This is a genomic window from Salmonella enterica subsp. arizonae, from assembly GCF_008692845.1.
Lineage (GTDB): Bacteria > Pseudomonadota > Gammaproteobacteria > Enterobacterales > Enterobacteriaceae > Salmonella > Salmonella arizonae.
In genome coordinates this window covers 71,069-88,041 of sequence record NZ_VXJW01000001.1, presented here as the reverse complement: position 1 = coordinate 88,041, position 16,973 = coordinate 71,069, and the positions used below count along the sequence as shown (strand labels likewise).

The following is a 16,973-nucleotide window of genomic DNA, read 5'->3' as shown; positions in this document are numbered from 1 at the left end:
GCCTTTAATTAACAACAAGTTACGTTAATGAAAGTTGTCTTCTACTATGAGAATAGCATGAACGGTGCATTGGTCATACCAAAATTGATGTGCATCAAGTTTTCATGCTGAAAAGATAGACAATCCCGGAGAATTGAGCATAAAAAAACCAGCCGCAAGGCTGGTTATCCCGTAATTGACAACGCCATCAGGGTGCTATCCCAACGTTTTAAACGCCTTGATACGTTGTAAATGCGGCGAAATATTTTTGAATTTGTGAGTCTGTTCCTCATCCCATACAATTTCATAATACTGGTGAAGCGCTTCCGCTGAGCGTTGGCTATCCAGCGCTTCGTCATGACGAGAGAGGATCACCAGACAGCGATCGCGGTTTTTTTCGCGAAAGTTGGTCACGCACTTCGTGGCGATATCGGCGTATTCTTCCGGACGATCGATTTTCCCCTCCATGTTTTCATAGGGAAACAAATTCGGGTTAAATACCACCTGACGGATATCGCACAGAAAGCCAATTCTCTCCGCCCAATAACCGCCCAACCCCACTCCACAGATTAAAGGGCGATCGTCCACATTCAGTTGCAACATTTTATCCACTTCTTTCAGCAGATGCTGCATATCATGCTTAGGATGCCGCGTACTGTAGCTTACCAGTCTGACATCCGGGTCGATAAACTGTAATTGCAACACTTTCTCATGGTTGCCCGGACTATTTGAATCAAAACCGTGCAAATAAATAATCATCTGGCACCCTCACGAAAACCCGAGTTAATGACCTGCTTTTTCTTCCTGCCAGCGTTCATGTAACTGTTTGAGCTGGGCGCTGGCTGTTTTCCAGCGCGTTGAGTCCATGAGCTCCCGGCGCGAAAATGAACCTTTATGATACAAACGTGTAACACGTTCTGCTTTGATCGGCGACAGATTATCCAGCACGCTGACTGCGCCTTTACGATTATTGCAGACCAGAATCATATCACAACCCGCATCCAGCGACGCCTGAGCGCGCTCAGCATAGCTGCCCATAATCGCCGCGCCCTCCATAGACAGATCGTCGGAGAAAATGACGCCGTCAAAACCCAACTCCTGACGCAGCACCGTTTTCAGCCAGTGTGGCGAACCGCTCGCCGGACGCGGATCGACAGCGCTGTAGATCACGTGGGCAGGCATAATCGCATCCAGCTTATTCTCGCTAATCAGCGTGCGGAACACCGACATATCTTTGCCGCGAATGTCCGTTTCAGGACGTGGATCGCACGGCGTCTCTTTGTGGGAGTCCGCCGTTACCGCGCCGTGACCGGGGAAATGTTTACCGGTTGTTTTCATCCCGGCGTCATGCATACCGTCAATAAAGCGTGTCGCCACTGCCAACGCTTTTGCGGGATCGGCGTGATAGGATCGCTCGCCTATTGCCGCGCAGATATGCCCGACATCCAGCACTGGCGCAAAACTGATATCAATATCCATCGCGATCATTTCGCTGGCCATCAGCCACCCCGCTTCCTGCGCCAGTCGTCCCCCCTCTTCCAGCCCATGCAGCGCAAAAAAAGATTGCGCCGCAGGCAGGCGAGTAAATCCTTCGCGGAAACGCTGTACGCGCCCGCCTTCCTGATCGACGGCCACCACCAGTTGGTTACGCGACGCCGCCCGAATCTGGCGAACTAATTCACGCAACTGTTCCGGGTCATGGTAATTACGCGTAAACAGGATAAGCCCACCAACCAGCGGATGCGCCAGTATCTCTCGCTCCTCCGCATCCAGCTCAAATCCTTCAATATCCAACATTACTGGGCCCACACTGCTCTCCTCATCCTTTCAACGTAGCTGGCGCCAGGTTTCATCGGCCAGCCTGATAAATTGTTGCTCGCCGGTTTGTCGCCAGCGATATTCGAACCACCCTGCTTTCAGCATAATGACCCAGGGTTGCCAGAGTCGTATCTGCCGCCATAACAGCCGGGCATCAATTCGCGCGCGCGCGGCATAAGCGTTTGCCAGTTGCCGGCGCTGTCGTTCATCCTCAACCCATACCGCCGCCAGCTCCAGCGCGATATCGCCGTCGCCAGCATATTCCCAGTCAATCAGTCGCAGCCCGGCTGCCGTTAACACTATATTGTCGCCATGAACATCCATATGCAAAGGCGCAAGCCGCAGCGGGCGGGGTTCACCGTTTTTTTGCAAATATTTGAGCCGCCCTAACCAAAACGGCGTTCGCCTCGTCGGATCGCAACACGCCCAGTACTGCGCCAGCAATGGCGACAGCGCGATACGCCAGCCAAAACGCGGCTGCTGATGCAAATGATACAGTAAGGCCGCCAGTCCGTCGGCGTCCGGCAAGGCGGAATTTACTGCGCCATGCAGATATTCTACCGCCATCCAGCCTGGCGTATAAAAAAGCGCTCTGGGCGCGAGGCTGACCGGCAACCGGGATAAGGCGCGGTAATGGCGTAAAAAGTGGGATTCCGGAGCGTCAGGGTCATGATGACGGCGCAGCACGATACGATGAGTATCATGTGCAATGATGCAGCTCCCGCCGCTTAGCCCCTGCGCTGCGGCGGCGACGGGAAGATACTGCGGAAAATAGCGCGACAGGATCTCGTCGCGCGTTAAGGGATTATTGTTGCTGGACCGCACCTTTACCTGACCAGATTATCTCGCCAGTTTGCACCAGCATTAACTGCATCTGTAATGCAGGCGCGTTAACATTACCGGAGGCGCTGGAGTAAAGCACATACTGCGCCCCGACATTGCGCGCGATACCGATCGCTTTACTGCGCGTACCCAGACTATCCTGCGGAGACAACCCTAACTGTTGTTTTGCCATCGAGAGTTGCTGTACGGAAACCAACGTAAATTTACCGTTGTTAGCCAGCGCATTGCGTAATATTTCGGTTGCCTCGCCTGTGTTTAACGACCCATTCGTCCGGTTATTCACGCTGTCGACAAGCAATATGCTTCCGGCCGTCACGCCATCAGCTTGCAACATTTTGCTGACCATCGGTTGCATAGCGCCGTTCCAGTCATAGTGGCGCACCTTAGGCGCTGGCTGACCAGCTTGATCTTCATGCTCTATCGGCCCCGGTTGCTGGGGGATCGTCGGTACAGACGGCACAACAGGAGGCTGCGCTGGTTGTTCTGGCGCTGGTTTTACCTCTTCAACTGGCGCAGGTTCGCGTTGCGCCACACACCCGGAGAGAAATATCGCCAGCGCAGCGATTGCGGCGTAGCGATGCATTTTTGTCATCAAATTTCACACCTCACAAATAAAGATAAAGCCTGACTTTATGCGCTCCCAGATAATTAGCGCTGCCAAATAGCGTTACCGAAGAACGCGCGGGTATGGTTACGCTACGCGGCGCTTCCAGCGGATGCATCTCCAGCCCCCGTGCGTCATACCAGTAAAACCGATAATGAACGGTAATGGGCTCTTGCCTTTCGTTATAGACGCGTGAAGAAGCAGATGGCTGGATATCAGACGCCGTCAGTTCAGGCTGCTCTGCGGTGATGCCCGCCGCCAGAACTGTGGACTCCATCACCAGCGACTGTTCGTCACTTACCGGGATCTCAGGGTGTGAGCGGCAGCCGGTAAGCAGCAACAAGCCCAGAGAAACCACGATGCATCCTCTGGTCATATTTACAAGCCTTTGTACGCAAGCATCGGGCCAAGTGGACGACCGCCCAGCAGGTGCATATGGATATGATAGACCTCCTGGCCCCCATGACGGTTGGTATTCATGATTAAACGATACCCATCTTCGGCAATTCCTTCCTGTTCGGCGATTTTCGCCGCCACGGTGATCATCCGACCTAACGCCTGTTCATGTTCCGCCGTCACGTCATTGACGGTTGGGATCAGGATATTAGGAATAATCAAGATATGCGTCGGCGCCTGCGGTGAAATATCGCGAAAGGCGGTGACCAGCTCGTCCTGATAAACGATATCCGAAGGGATTTCACGACGGATGATTTTGCTGAATATAGTTTCTTCTGCCACGACGTTTTCCTTTTTCATAATAGCCCTTGCGGCGCACATGCTACGCCGAGCCATACTGCGAGTATAGAGTATGAGCGAGTTACCGACGCTCTTTCAACTTTAACCCACGATTTATTAAGCGAAAAATGACGACATGCTGGACTTACCGCCATATCCCCCTGCCATGACGCCTTTATACGCTTAAAAAATATTTTTGGTTGCACGGTTTATACCGTTTTACATATTTAATGCAAATGCGTATATTTCTCATTTGCATTTTTATGCGCATTATTTGGCAAAGAATAAAAAGGTTCAGCGTTATACGTCCTGAACTTACCCCAATAACATGCAAGGATTTTCAGATGTTTTTCATTCAATACCGCCGGGATAAACATATTCAGTCCACCGCCGCGCCATCGCTGTTAGCCATGGGGATTGCGATGGCATTTATGCCTGCCGCCTTCGCGGCTGAGGATACTGTTATTGTCGAGGGCGCGATGTCCGCCGACGCTTCAAACAGCGAAGAACAAGATTACAGCGTGAAAACGACCGCAGCGGGCACCAAAATGCCGATGACTCAGCGCGATATTCCACAGTCGGTCAGTATTGTCAGCCAGCAGCGTATGGAAGACCAGCAATTGCAGACGTTAGGCGAAGTGATGGCTAATACGCTGGGGATCAGCGGAAGCCAGGCTGACTCCGATCGCATCAGTTATTATTCACGCGGGTTTGAAATTGATAACTATATGGTCGACGGTATTCCCACGTATTTTGAGTCCCGCTGGAATCTGGGCGATGCGCTAACGGATACCGCGCTGTATGAGCGTGTGGAGGTGGTTCGCGGAGCGAATGGGTTGATGACCGGAACCGGTAATCCCTCTGCCTCGATCAATATGATCCGTAAACATGCCACCAGCCGGGAGTTCAGAGGTAACGTCTCAACAGAATACGGTAGCTGGAATAAGCAGCGTTACGTCATGGATCTGCAAAGTCCGCTCACCCCGGATGGCAACGTACGTGGGCGCATCGTGGCGGGTTATCAGAATAATGACTCCTGGCTGGACCGCTATAACAACGAGAAAACGTTCTTTTCCGGGATTGTCGATGCCGATCTGGGGGTAACCACTGGCCTTTCAGCCGGTTATGAATATCAAAAAATTGATGTCAACAGCCCAACCTGGGGCGGTCTGCCGCGCTGGAACACCGATGGCAGTAAAAACAGCTATGACCGCGCGCGTAGTACCGCCCCGGAGTGGGCTTATAACGACAAAGAGATTAATAAATTCTTCGTCACGCTTAAGCAGCGTTTTGCCGAAAGCTGGCAGGCGACCCTGAATGCGACCCACACAGAGGTCAAATTCGACAGTAAAATGATGTATATCGATGCGTTAGTGGATAAAGAGAATGGCGCATTGGTAAGCCCTTACGGCGCAAGCTATCCCGTGGTCGGCGGAACAGGCTGGAACAGCGGTAAACGCAAAGTCGATGCCATAGATCTCTTTGCCGATGGCGCTTACGCGTTGTTTGGTCGTCAGCACAACATGATGTTTGGCGGGAGTTATAGTAAGCAGAACAACCGCTATTTCAGCGCCTGGTCGAACGTCTTCCCGAACGAAATTGGCCACTTCAGCGCGTTTAACGGTAATTTCCCGCAAACCAACTGGGCGCCACAAAATCTGGCGCAGGACGATACCACGCACATAAAATCGCTTTATGCCGCCACGCGCATGTCGCTGGCCGACCCGCTGCATCTGATTCTTGGCGCTCGTTATACCAACTGGCGTATTGATACCCTGACCTACGGCATGGAGAAAAACCATACCACGCCATATGCCGGACTGATTTATGATATCGACGACAACTGGTCTGCTTATGCCAGTTATACCTCTATCTTCCAGCCGCAGAATAAACGCGACAAAGCGGGTCAATATCTGGCTCCGATTACCGGTAACAACTATGAAGTGGGCCTGAAGTCCGACTGGATGAACAGTCGCCTCACCAGCACGTTGTCCGTATTTCGTATTGAGCAGGATAATGTCGCTCAGGCGACTACTATTCCCATTCCTGGCAGTAACGGGGAGTTTGCCTGGAAGCCTACTGACGGTACGGTGAGCAAAGGTGTCGAATTTGAAGTGAACGGCGCGATCACCGATAACTGGCAGATGACTTTCGGGGCCACCCGTTATATTGCCGAGGACAACGAAGGTAACGCCGTGAACCCTAATCTGCCGCGCACCAGCGTGAAGCTATTCACCCGCTATCGTCTGCCGGTAATGCCGGAACTGACCGTTGGCGGCGGCATAAACTGGCAGAATCGGGTTTACAAAGATACCGCGACGCCTTACGGCGCTTTCCGCGCCGAACAGGGCAGCTATGCGCTGGTCGATCTGTTTACCCGCTATCAGGTGACGAAAAACTTCTCCGTACAGGGGAATATTAACAATCTGCTCAATAAAACCTACGACACTAATATTGATGGTTCCATTGTTTACGGCGCGCCGCGTAACGTGAGTCTCACCGCCAATTATCAGTTCTGACAGACTGCCGGAGGGCAGCATGTAAAACGTCATTAAAAAAAGGCAGCCGAAGGCTGCCTTAGTTCTCCCCAACATCATTACTGCTTAGCTGTTACGAATGTACTCATCCATTTCCGTTTTCAGGTTATCGGATTTCGTACCGAAGATAGCCTGAACGCCGGAACCTGCTACTACAACGCCCGCTGCGCCCAGTTGCTTCAGGCCAGCCTGGTCCACTTTCGCTACGTCGGCCACACTCACGCGCAAACGCGTGATACAAGCATCCAGGTTAGTGATGTTCTCTTTACCGCCAAAAGCCGCCACCAGAGCTGGCGCCATTTCGCTGCTTGCGCCCGCTTTTGCGTCATCAGTAGAGTCTTCACGACCCGGCGTTTTCAGATCCAGCGCTTTAATCAGCACGCGGAACACGGTGTAGTACACAATCGCATAACCGGCGCCGACAATCGGAAACAGCCACAGTTTGCTGCTGTTGCCGGACAGCACGATAAAGTCGATCAGACCGTGGGAGAACGACGTACCGTCACGCATCCCCAACAGAATACAGATCGGGAATGCCAGACCTGCCAGAATCGCGTGAATAATGTACAGGATCGGCGCCACGAACATGAAGGAGAACTCGATAGGCTCGGTAATACCAGTCAAAAACGAGGTCAGCGCGGCGGAGATCATGATACCGCCCACTTTCGCACGGTTTTCCGGTTTAGCAGAGTGCCAGATGGCAATGGCCGCAGCCGGCAGGCCATACATTTTGAACAGGAAACCGCCGGAGAGCATACCCGCCGTCGGGTCGCCCGCCATATAGCGAGGAATGTCGCCGTGGAATACCTGGCCCGCAGCGTTGGTGTATTCGCCGATCTGCATCTGGAAAGGAACGTTCCAGATATGGTGCAGACCAAACGGCACCAGGCAGCGCTCGATGAAACCGTAAATACCAAACGCCACAACCGGGTTCTGGTAAGCCGCCCACTGCGAGAATGCCTGGATAGCCGTACCGATCGGCGGCCATATGAAAGACAGCACCACACCGGTGAAAATAGCGGCCAGACCCGAAATGATCGGCACGAAGCGCTTGCCTGCAAAGAAGCCCAGATACTCAGGCAGTTTGATGCGGTAGAAGCGGTTAAACATATACGCTGCGATCGCGCCGGAGATAATACCGCCAAGCACCCCCGTGTCAGCGAGGTGTTTTACGGCAATCTCTTCAGCAGGTAAATGCAGAACCAGCGGTGCAACCACAGCCATGGTTTTCACCATGATGCCATACGCAACCACCGCAGCCAGCGCCGAAACGCCGTCGTTGTTAGTGAAGCCCAACGCCACGCCGATAGCGAAAATCAGCGGCATATTGGCAAAAACAGATCCGCCCGCTTCCGCCATAACGTGCGATACAACGGCTGGCAGCCAACTGAAGTTAGCGGAACCGACACCCAGCAGGATACCTGCGATAGGGAGTACGGATACCGGCAGCATCAGCGATTTACCGACCTTTTGCAGGTTAGCAAATGCATTCTTAAACATAATTGAGAGTGCTCCTGAGTATTTGTGCTTTTCTACGTTCTCACGCATTGGCGAGGGGGGAGAACCCCGCCGTGGACAGGGCATCTAAGTGCCCTTTATTTATTACACAGAGTAAAATAAATAAGCCTGATTTTGTTTGACGGCTATCACGTTTCAATGCCAGACAGCTTAAAAAGTATCACATTTTGGCAAAATGAGTTTCTGAATATTTCTAAAAGCTCGTTCACCGCCCATTTTGTGGCGGTGAACTTTACGCGTTTTGCTTATTAATTACGAGCATTAAAAAAACGCGTTTAGCGGATGGATGACAGACGAGACGCGTCGATATGAAACAGGCGAGCAAAATTATCGGTAGTAATCTGCGCCAGCTCTTCAACGGCAACCCCTTTCAATACCGCCATATATTCTGCAACGTCGCGTACCATCGCAGGCTGGTTCTCTTTACCGCGATGCGGCACCGGAGCCAAATAAGGAGAATCGGTTTCTACCAATAAACGATCCAGCGGCACATAGCGCGCCGCATCACGCAGTTGCCCGGCATTACGGAACGTTACGATGCCGGAAAAGGAGATATAAAACCCCAGATCCAGCAATTTACCAGCCGTTTCTCTGTCTTCTGTAAAACAGTGTAGTACGCCGCCGCAATCCGTCACCTTTTCTTCACGCAAGATAGCCAGCGTGTCGGCACGCGCGTCGCGGGTATGTACAATCACCGGTTTTTTCAATTCGCGGCCAATATGGATATGATTAATAAAGGACGCCTGCTGGCGTACTTTGGTCTCCGGCATGTAAAAGTAATCGAGCCCGGTCTCGCCCATCGCCACCACATCGTCTTCTGCGGCAAGGGCGCGTAACTCGGCTACATCATACGCTTCATCCTGATTTAACGGATGCACGCCGCAGGAAAAGACCACGTTGTCGCGCTTACCCACAAGCTCGCGCATATGGCGGTACCCCGGCAGCGTTGTCGCCACCGCTAAACAAAACTTCACATCGCGCGCGGCGGCTTTCGCCAGCACATCGTCCACGTCCTTATGCAAAGATTGATAATCCAGGCCATCAAGATGGCAGTGCGAGTCGACTAAAAACATAATGTCTCTCTCAAAGATGAGGAACAGGCAACAGGGTGCCTGGTTGCAGGTAATGCTCAATGCGGAGAATGAGATCGGTTAATACCAGTTCGCGGTTTAATCCGGTCACATGAAGTAATTGATCACGACAATGGCAAACATCGTTCAGGATTGCCTGAATACGCGCCGGGGATAGCGGCCCCGCCAGCGCGGCAACAACCGCGTCCGCATCAACGTTTGTCAGGTACGACGCGCCGTGCTGACGTTTCAGCGCGTCAACCAGCAGCGTCGCCAGCCAGTGCAGGCGCGCCGGGGCTTGCTCATGATTGAGCGCCGTTAATAACGCATACCAGTCGCCCGTATGCAAACTGTCCATTAACGCCTGACACAGCGCCTCACGCTGCGCCCAACGTTCAGACTGCAACAGCGCCAGCGCGGCGCCGGGCGACCCCGCGTTCAGGCGTAGCGCCGTGAGCAATGCTTCTTGTGACGCCGTCACTTCTCGCGACAGCCATGACATCGCATACGATTCAGACGGCGGCGCCAGATGATGCAGCCGACAACGGCTGCGTAATGTTGCCAGCAGACGAGCAGGCTCCGGGCTGGCAAGGAAAAACCAGGTTTGCTCCGGCGGCTCTTCCAGCGTTTTGAGCAACGCATTGGCAGCAGCGTCGGTTAATAGCGCCGCATCCGCAATCCACACCACCTTCGCACCGCCCAGACGGGAGTGCTCGTACAATTTCTCGCTGACCTCGCGTACCGAATCTACGCCGAGGCTGCTTTTGCCTTTATCCGGCGTCAGCGTGTAATAGTCCGGATGCGTGCCAGCCTGCATAAGCTGACAACCACGGCAATGCCCACAGCTTTTGTGGCCTTCAGGTTGCTGGCATAACAGATAGCGGCTAAGCGCGTAGCTCAGCGCCTCATCTCCCATGCCAGGTAAGGACTGAATCAGTAGCGCATGGTGGCCACGTCCCGCCTGGTAACTTTCTACCAGTTTTTCATAGGCAGGTCGTAACCATGGATACCATTTCATGCCGCTTGTCCCTGTACCCACGTCGTCACCGTGGCGCGAATGTCGCGCATGACGGCATCCAGCGGCTGGGTCGCGTCAATGGTGCGGATACGCGGATCCTGCGCCGCCAGTTCCAGATAACGCGCGCGAGTCCGGTTAAAGAAATCAAAAGACTCCTGCTCAATGCGATCCAGATCACCGCGCGCTCTGGCGCGTTTTAGCCCGACTTCCGGCGTGACATCCAGATACAGCGTCAGGTCAGGGCGAAAATCGCCCAGCACGGCATCGCGTAGTGTCGCCAGCATGGTTTGATCAATGCCGCGCCCTCCCCCCTGATACGCCTGGGTCGAGAGATCGTGGCGATCGCCGATCACCCATACGCCTTGCGCCAGCGCGGGTTTGATTACCGTTTCGACGAGCTGTACGCGAGCGGCATAAAACATCAGCACTTCCGCTTTATCGGTAATCACTTCGTCGCCTACCGATCGAATATCCAGCACCAGACTTCTTAGTTTTTCGGCAAGCTGCGTACCGCCCGGCTCACGGGTAAAAATCATGTTACGAATACCCAGTTGCTCAAGGGTCTCCACCACCACGTCGCGCGCAGTGGTTTTTCCGGCGCCTTCCAGGCCCTCGATGACGATATAATTACTGCCCATTTTTTTCCTTAAGCACTTTCAGGTACTCCTGCACTGACCGGTTATGGCTGGCAAGATTGGTGTTAAATGTGTGACCGCCTTTACCGTCGGCCACAAAATAGAGATACGGCGTTTTCGCCGGATGCGCCGCCGCTTGCAACGAAGCTTCACTGGGCGATGCGATCGGTCCTGGCGGCAGTCCGGTTATAGTATACGTGTTATAGGCCGTCGGCTTTTCCAGATCCGCACGCGATAATTTACCATTATAACTCGCCCCCATCCCGTAAATCACGGTTGGATCGGTCTGAAGACGCATACCAATTCTCAGGCGATTAATAAAGACCGACGCCACCTGATCGCGTTCGCTGGGGATAGCAGTCTCTTTTTCAATAATCGAGGCCATTGTCACCAACTGATTCTGATCTTTATAAGGCAGTCCCCCGGCCCGGCCTTTCCAGACAGTATCGACAGCCTTCACCATCCTCTGGTGCGCTCGCTTGAGAATAGCGACATCGCTGGTGTTGGCGGTATACATCCAGGTATCAGGCCAGAACCACCCTTCTACCCATTCCGGGTGAGCAAGCTTTAATGCCCGGGCGACGGTGGCATAGTCATCATCCGGCAACGTATGGCGGATATACGGCGCCTCTCGTAACTGTTTGAGGTAGTCGCTAAGACGCATCCCTTCAACAAATCGCAACGGGAATTGCGCCTCTTTCCCGCTCTCCAGCAGCTCAAGCATATCCCTTACGGTCATGCCGGGCATAAAACGGTAGGTTCCCGCTTTAAAGTGCGATAACTCAGGCTCAACGCGCAGCAGCCACTGAAATACCCGAGGGCGATTAATGATTTTTTCATCATAAAGCTGGTCGCCAAGCGCCAGCCGCCCTGTTCCCGCCTTTAGCGTAAAGATAGTCTCGTCTTTAATAAGTAACGTGCTGTTCGCCAGATGGCGAACCTTCCACACCCCTACGCCTGCGGCAATACCCAGCACAACCAATAGCAGAAGGAAAACGCCTGACAATTTTTTCATAACTAATTCGGATGCTCACAAAATGGGGCTAAAAATTGAAACAATGTTCGCGAAGAGTACGACGTGCCGTCAAAGGCGCGTATGGGAATAATCGGCATTAACGCGTTGCAGATGATAACCTCATCAGCCTGCCTTACCGCCTCCTCTCTCGCCTGTACTTCGAGGACGTGGAAAGGGGATTGCGCCAGTTTGCGCAAACAAAATTGTCGCATAATACCGTTTACCCCGGCCTGATCCAGGCGCGGCGTAGAAACAATATCGCCTGTACGCCAGAACACATTAGCCGCACAGCATTCCGTAACCCATCCCTCGCTGTCAAGAACCAGCGCCTCATCGGCGTCCGTCTGCTCAAGATGAGAACGAATCAGCACCTGCTCCAGGCGGTTAAGGTGTTTTAACCCAGCTAAAGCGGGGTTACGCCCCAGCCGTATCGGGCTTAACGCCAGCGTTATCCCTTTTTCTCGCCAGTGAGAATAGTGAGCAGGATATGGCGAAACGCTGACAACTCGCGTCGGCGTTTCGCATCCCATAGCGCTATACCCTCGCCCTCCGACACCACGAGTAATCATTACCTTCAACACGGCCTGGCTTTTCCCGGCCGCCAGATGCTGCATCTCGTCTGCCAGCAATTCCCAGTCCTGAAAGCGAATGCCCAGCCTGTCGCAGGCAAATTGCAAACGATGCAAATGCATCGACAACAAATCGATGCGGCCATTTACCCCCCTGGCCGTCGTGAAACATCCATCGCCAAATTGCGTACCCCGATTATTAACGGCCAGCGTATCCGTTGATTTACCATCGATCAAAAACATTTACCCACCTCGTCATTTCTCGGTCAAGCAGCGCGTGAACTCAAGTGTTTTACCCTAACCCAACTGGAGTCAACACCTCGACTCTTTGGTAACAAAAAGCACAAATGCCGCAAAATATCAAAACGCGGCCATAAGTATAGATCATAATATATTATGACATTTAATTATGCATTTAGAGAATGATAATAATAAAACATTCACAATGTTAATTTAATATAAATAAAATTAAATTTCAGTTTTATTTATCATTACAACCGCCATTTTCCGTTAAAATAGCTTGGCGCAATACCTCATGCAGCTATTTCTATTGCGCATCGAAATCAACCATATGTTTTAATTAAGGATAATAAATGATGAAAGGAAAATTTGCCGTTGTAGCATTCGCTGCTTTACTGGGAGTAAGTTCAACTGCAATGGCCGATAACAAGGATGGCGACGGGAAAATTGAATTTTTCGGTAATATTATCGATGCAGGCTGCCAAATTGATACTGGAGCCTCAAACCTCAGCGTTAAATTAGGTGATGTCGCAAAAACAACGTTTACTGCGGCGGGGGATACTGCGGCAACGACGAAATTTGTTCTGACATTGAAAGATTGCCCGGATACGCTGAATAGCAAACCTGTGACCATCAAATATAGCGGAACGCCAGACACTACGGACAATGATTACCTGCAACTGACTCAGGAAACTGGCGTAGCGAAAGGCGTGGCAATCCAGTTACTCAACAGCGACGCGTCGCCATTACCGCTGGGTTCCGCATCCACACAAACCGTGACGGTTGCATCCAATAAAGCGGAGCTTGACTTCTTCGCCCGCTACATTGCCACCGCAGCCGCCTCCGGAATTGAGGCTGGTAAAGCGAACGGTTCCGTCAACTTCACGATGACCTATAACTAACAGCGCCAGCTTTGTTTGTATGACGTTGAGTAATAAGGCTACAACAGCGCGTTCCTGACATTACATTAATATAATATATTAAATGTAATGCCGATATAACAAACGCCCTTATGTCGTGATTCCCTTATTACTGTTACTACTTATAAAGCTGGAGTAGCTCCAGCTTTATTTCAGAGATGACAGAATGAAATTCTATAGCCCACTCCTCGCATTCGTACCTTTATTCGCTATTGCTACTGTGGCAGAAGCGGGTGTTATTGTTGGTGGAACACGTATTATCTACGACGGTAATAAGAAAGAAACCTCAATCAGCGTCAAAAACCCGGATAAATTTTCCTATCTTATTCAGTCATGGGCCGATATTAGCGAAGGCAGCAAAGAAAAAGCACCTTTTATCGTTACACCTCCCTTATTTCGCCTGGGCGCCGGTCAGGAAAATATGCTGCGGATTATCCGCACCGGCGGCAACCTACCGGAAGATCGCGAATCTCTGTTCTGGATGAACATTAAATCTATTCCGGCTACGGAGAAGCAGGAAAGCGCCAATGTCTTGCAAATTGCGGTCAAAACCCGGATCAAAATCATTTACCGACCGCAAACATTGAAAAACGTCCCGGAAAACTTTGCTGATAAATTAACCTGGCAACGTATGGGTAATCAATTACGGGTAAACAATCCAACGCCCTATTACATGAATTTTAGCCTGGTAAACGTTGGTACGACCATGATACAGGACGCCACCTATGTTGCCCCAATGAGCAACTCGACTTTTACCATTCCAACTGGCGCGGCAGGAGACGTATCCTGGACTCTGATTAGTGATTATGGTGCAGCAGGCGCGAAACACTCCAGCCACCTGTAATACGGTTTAGCCCTCTGATTCCGTAAGGAATGTGGAATAAAAGTCGATGCGAATAACATGCGAAAGAATAAAATAACGCTCAGTCATATCGCTTGCTTTGTTGCTTTGCAATGTTCATTACCTGTAGCCCTTCCTGGTTATGCTCGGGAATACTTTAACCCCGCTATGCTCGGTATCGACGGACCAGGTAAAGATATTACCGATCTGTCTGCCTTTGAGGAAGGCGTAGGTCAAATGCCTGGCACTTATCATGTTGATGTTGTCATCAACAATGCAGCACAGGGAACTTATGACATCCCCTTCTCAATGCAAAAAAACGCCCAAGGTCAGCAGAGCTTACAGCCCTGCCTGAGCATTGATATGCTCAAAAGCTTCAGGATTCGCACAGAACTGTTTCCCCAGCTCGTTGGCGACGGACAGTGCGCCGTGCTCAACGCGATCCCCATGGCTAGCGCCGAATTTGATTTCAACCATCAACGGCTGTTGCTGTCCATTCCACAGGCGGCAGTATCCACCATGGCCCGAGGCTGGGTCGCGCCGGATCGTCTGGATGAAGGTATCAATGCCCTGTTACTTAACTATACATTTACGGGTGGGAACACCAGCGCGCGCCAGTCAGGCAACAGCGATTCCGATAGCTATTTTCTCAACTTACGGCCAGGGCTGAACCTGGGACCATGGCGTCTGCGCAACTACAGCACCTGGAACCAGAACAAAACCGGTGACACAAAAGAGGAAAGCTGGGATTCCGTCTATACCTATGCTCAACGCGATATTATCGCGCTAAAAAGCCAACTGACGCTGGGCGATAGCACTGCTCCTTCGGATATGTTTGACAGCGTGCCTTTTCGCGGCGTGCAGTTAGCTTCAGATGACGACATGCTGCCAGAAAGTTTACGTGGCTATGCTCCGATCATCCGTGGCATCGCCCGCACTAATGCTCAGGTGAGTGTGAAGCAAAATGGCTACGTTATTTATCAGACATACGTTTCACCCGGCGCTTTCGAGATCGCAGATATGTTTCCCACTGGCAGTAGCGGCGATCTGGATGTAACGATTAAGGAAACCGACGGCAGCGAGCAGCACCAGGTTATCCCCTTCGCCTCTCTGCCGGTTTTACAACGGGAAGGCCGTCTGAAATACAGCGTGACAAGTGGACAATACCGCCCCTACGATGGCGACATTGATAAAGAATGGTTTTCCCAGGCGACGGCGATCTACGGCCTGCCCGCAGGATTCACCCTCTATGGGGGTGGACAGTTCGCTCAACACTATCAATCTTTACTGGCTGGTTTCGGTAAAAACCTCGGCGAACTGGGTGCCTTTTCAGTAGACGGTACTCAAGCCTGGTCAACCCAGCAAGATACGGATAAAGAAAGCGGACAATCCTGGCGCGTACGCTACAGCAAAAACATGCTGGCGACTGGGACGAATATTTCCATTTCCGGCTACCGTTACTCCACTTCGGGATATTACAGTCTGTCGGAGACGCTTGACACCTGGCGCGAAAACGAATGGAAAACCAGCAACGAGCGGCGACGTAACCGGGCGGAAATCATGCTCAACCAGAGTCTGGGGGACGTTGCGGGTTCACTGTCTGTCAACGCCGTCAGCGAAGATTACTGGAACAGCGATCGCGAAATGCGTTCCATCGGCGTCGGTTACAGTAACAGTTTTTCAGGAATTACCTGGAACCTCAACTACAGCTATAACCGCAACACGACTGCTGGTCGCGATAGCGATAAAGTCTACAGTGAAGATCAGGTCTTCACGCTGAATTTTAACATCCCTCTAGACTGCTGGCTTAGCAATAGCTGGGCAAGTTACAGCCTCAATACCAGCAAACGCGGCGATACCAGTCACACTGTAGGTCTGAACGGCACCGCGCTGGAAAATCAAAATCTCAACTGGAGTATACAGGAAAGCCAGACCAATCACGGCCAGGGCAATGGCGGTTATGCCAACCTCGATTACCAGGGAACTTACGCGCGTGTGAATGCCGGTTATGGTTACGACCACGATCAAAGAAATCTTAATTACAGTATCGACGGGGGCATCATTGCCCACGCCCATGGTTTGACATTCAGTCAGTCATTGGGGGAAACGGCGGCACTTGTCGAAGCGCCCGGCGTCAGCGGCGTCGAAGTCACTAACCAGACCGGGGTCAAAACTGACTTCCGCGGCTATACCGTCGTGCCTTATCTCTCGCCTTATCGGGAGAATACGGTTGGCCTCAACCCCGAGACGCTGCCGGATGATGCCGATTTAACGCTGACTAATCAGATCCTTACTCCGACGCGCGGCGCCATCGTTCGCGCCCGTTTCGATACGCGTGTAGGTAAACGTGTGCTGATGACCTTGACACGCAGTAACGGCAAAACCGTCCCCTTCGGGGCAATCGTTTCTGTTCACGGGGAGAATCAGGCACAGAGTTTTATCGTTGGCGATGCAGGCCAGGTCTATCTTACCGGCATGCCGTTAAGCGGCTCACTGTTGGCGAAATGGGGAAATGCCGCTAGCGAAATATGTAAGGTGACGTTTCAGCTTCCAGAAGAGGATAACACTATCGGTGTAATGCAAACCAATGCCCGCTGTAATTAACCCCAATGACAACTTATTAAGGATGAT

16 protein-coding genes are annotated in these 16,973 nt (G+C 52.0%); 4 read left to right on the top strand and 12 right to left on the bottom strand.

Going from position 1 to position 16,973, the window contains the following annotated elements; all coding sequences use genetic code 11:
- Window positions 1-195 precede the first annotated feature (195 nt).
- The 6 genes from ycfP to hinT are packed head-to-tail and all read right to left on the bottom strand — an operon-like array spanning window position 196 to window position 3,982.
- Window positions 196-738, bottom strand: a complete 543-nt coding sequence (gene ycfP, locus F4V61_RS00465; protein ID WP_038396169.1) for an alpha/beta hydrolase YcfP — start codon at window positions 736-738, stop codon at window positions 196-198.
- A gap of 24 nt (window positions 739-762) precedes the next feature.
- Entirely contained in the window at window positions 763-1,788 is a 1,026-nt protein-coding gene (gene nagZ, locus F4V61_RS00460) for a beta-N-acetylhexosaminidase (RefSeq protein WP_024131929.1), read from the bottom strand.
- 18 nt (window positions 1,789-1,806) lie between these two features.
- Window positions 1,807-2,622 carry a thiamine kinase gene (gene thiK, locus F4V61_RS00455; RefSeq protein ID WP_001257897.1) on the bottom strand — a complete coding sequence of 272 codons (816 nt, stop codon included), beginning with the start codon at window positions 2,620-2,622 and terminating at the stop codon, window positions 1,807-1,809.
- Window positions 2,603-3,232 carry a penicillin-binding protein activator LpoB gene (gene lpoB, locus F4V61_RS00450; RefSeq protein ID WP_000164364.1) on the bottom strand — a complete coding sequence of 210 codons (630 nt, stop codon included), beginning with the start codon at window positions 3,230-3,232 and terminating at the stop codon, window positions 2,603-2,605. The genes thiK and lpoB overlap by 20 nt, the downstream gene beginning before the upstream one ends.
- Before the next feature lie 13 nt (window positions 3,233-3,245).
- The gene (locus F4V61_RS00445; protein WP_012210257.1) at window positions 3,246-3,620 is read right to left on the bottom strand and encodes a YcfL family protein; all 375 of its coding nucleotides are present in this window, start codon (window positions 3,618-3,620) and stop codon (window positions 3,246-3,248) included.
- Between the two features lie 2 nt (window positions 3,621-3,622).
- Window positions 3,623-3,982, bottom strand: coding sequence for a purine nucleoside phosphoramidase (gene hinT / locus F4V61_RS00440; RefSeq protein ID WP_000807126.1), 360 nt, complete (start codon window positions 3,980-3,982; stop codon window positions 3,623-3,625).
- A 341-nt stretch (window positions 3,983-4,323) separates the two neighbouring features.
- Here hinT and fhuE point away from each other — a divergent pair, with 341 nt between their 5' ends.
- Entirely contained in the window at window positions 4,324-6,498 is a 2,175-nt protein-coding gene (gene fhuE, locus F4V61_RS00435; RefSeq protein WP_080161051.1) for a ferric-rhodotorulic acid/ferric-coprogen receptor FhuE, read from the top strand.
- 84 nt (window positions 6,499-6,582) lie between these two features.
- On the opposite strand, the gene ptsG is transcribed toward fhuE, so the two are convergent.
- The 6 genes from ptsG to pabC all read right to left on the bottom strand — a co-directional run bounded on the left by ptsG (window position 6,583) and on the right by pabC (window position 12,584).
- On the bottom strand, window positions 6,583-8,016 hold the full coding sequence (gene ptsG, locus F4V61_RS00430; protein WP_000475728.1) for a PTS glucose transporter subunit IIBC: 1,434 nt from the start codon (window positions 8,014-8,016) through the stop codon (window positions 6,583-6,585).
- A 293-nt stretch (window positions 8,017-8,309) separates the two neighbouring features.
- The gene (locus F4V61_RS00425) at window positions 8,310-9,107 is read right to left on the bottom strand and encodes a metal-dependent hydrolase (protein ID WP_038396172.1); all 798 of its coding nucleotides are present in this window, start codon (window positions 9,105-9,107) and stop codon (window positions 8,310-8,312) included.
- A gap of 10 nt (window positions 9,108-9,117) precedes the next feature.
- A complete protein-coding gene (holB, locus tag F4V61_RS00420; protein WP_000872462.1) occupies window positions 9,118-10,122 on the bottom strand; it encodes a DNA polymerase III subunit delta' in 1,005 nt (334 codons plus the stop codon).
- A complete protein-coding gene (gene tmk / locus F4V61_RS00415; protein WP_000535398.1) occupies window positions 10,119-10,760 on the bottom strand; it encodes a dTMP kinase in 642 nt (213 codons plus the stop codon). Before tmk ends, holB begins: the two co-directional genes overlap by 4 nt.
- Window positions 10,750-11,772, bottom strand: coding sequence for a cell division protein YceG (gene yceG, locus F4V61_RS00410; protein ID WP_000736468.1), 1,023 nt, complete (start codon window positions 11,770-11,772; stop codon window positions 10,750-10,752). Before yceG ends, tmk begins: the two co-directional genes overlap by 11 nt.
- Window positions 11,773-11,774: 2 nt before the next feature.
- On the bottom strand, window positions 11,775-12,584 hold the full coding sequence (gene pabC, locus F4V61_RS00405) for an aminodeoxychorismate lyase (RefSeq protein WP_079799192.1): 810 nt from the start codon (window positions 12,582-12,584) through the stop codon (window positions 11,775-11,777).
- Window positions 12,585-12,934: 350 nt separating this feature from the next.
- Between pabC and F4V61_RS00400 the strand changes: the two genes are divergently transcribed.
- From F4V61_RS00400 to F4V61_RS00390, 3 genes are all read left to right on the top strand, one after another.
- The gene (locus tag F4V61_RS00400) at window positions 12,935-13,483 is read left to right on the top strand and encodes a fimbrial protein (RefSeq protein ID WP_000975389.1); all 549 of its coding nucleotides are present in this window, start codon (window positions 12,935-12,937) and stop codon (window positions 13,481-13,483) included.
- A gap of 184 nt (window positions 13,484-13,667) precedes the next feature.
- Window positions 13,668-14,345: a fimbria/pilus periplasmic chaperone gene (locus F4V61_RS00395; protein WP_000675313.1), complete on the top strand. Its 678-nt coding sequence runs from the start codon at window positions 13,668-13,670 to the stop codon at window positions 14,343-14,345.
- 57 nt (window positions 14,346-14,402) lie between these two features.
- Window positions 14,403-16,946 carry a fimbria/pilus outer membrane usher protein gene (locus tag F4V61_RS00390; protein WP_048908564.1) on the top strand — a complete coding sequence of 848 codons (2,544 nt, stop codon included), beginning with the start codon at window positions 14,403-14,405 and terminating at the stop codon, window positions 16,944-16,946.
- Window positions 16,947-16,973 lie beyond the last annotated feature (27 nt).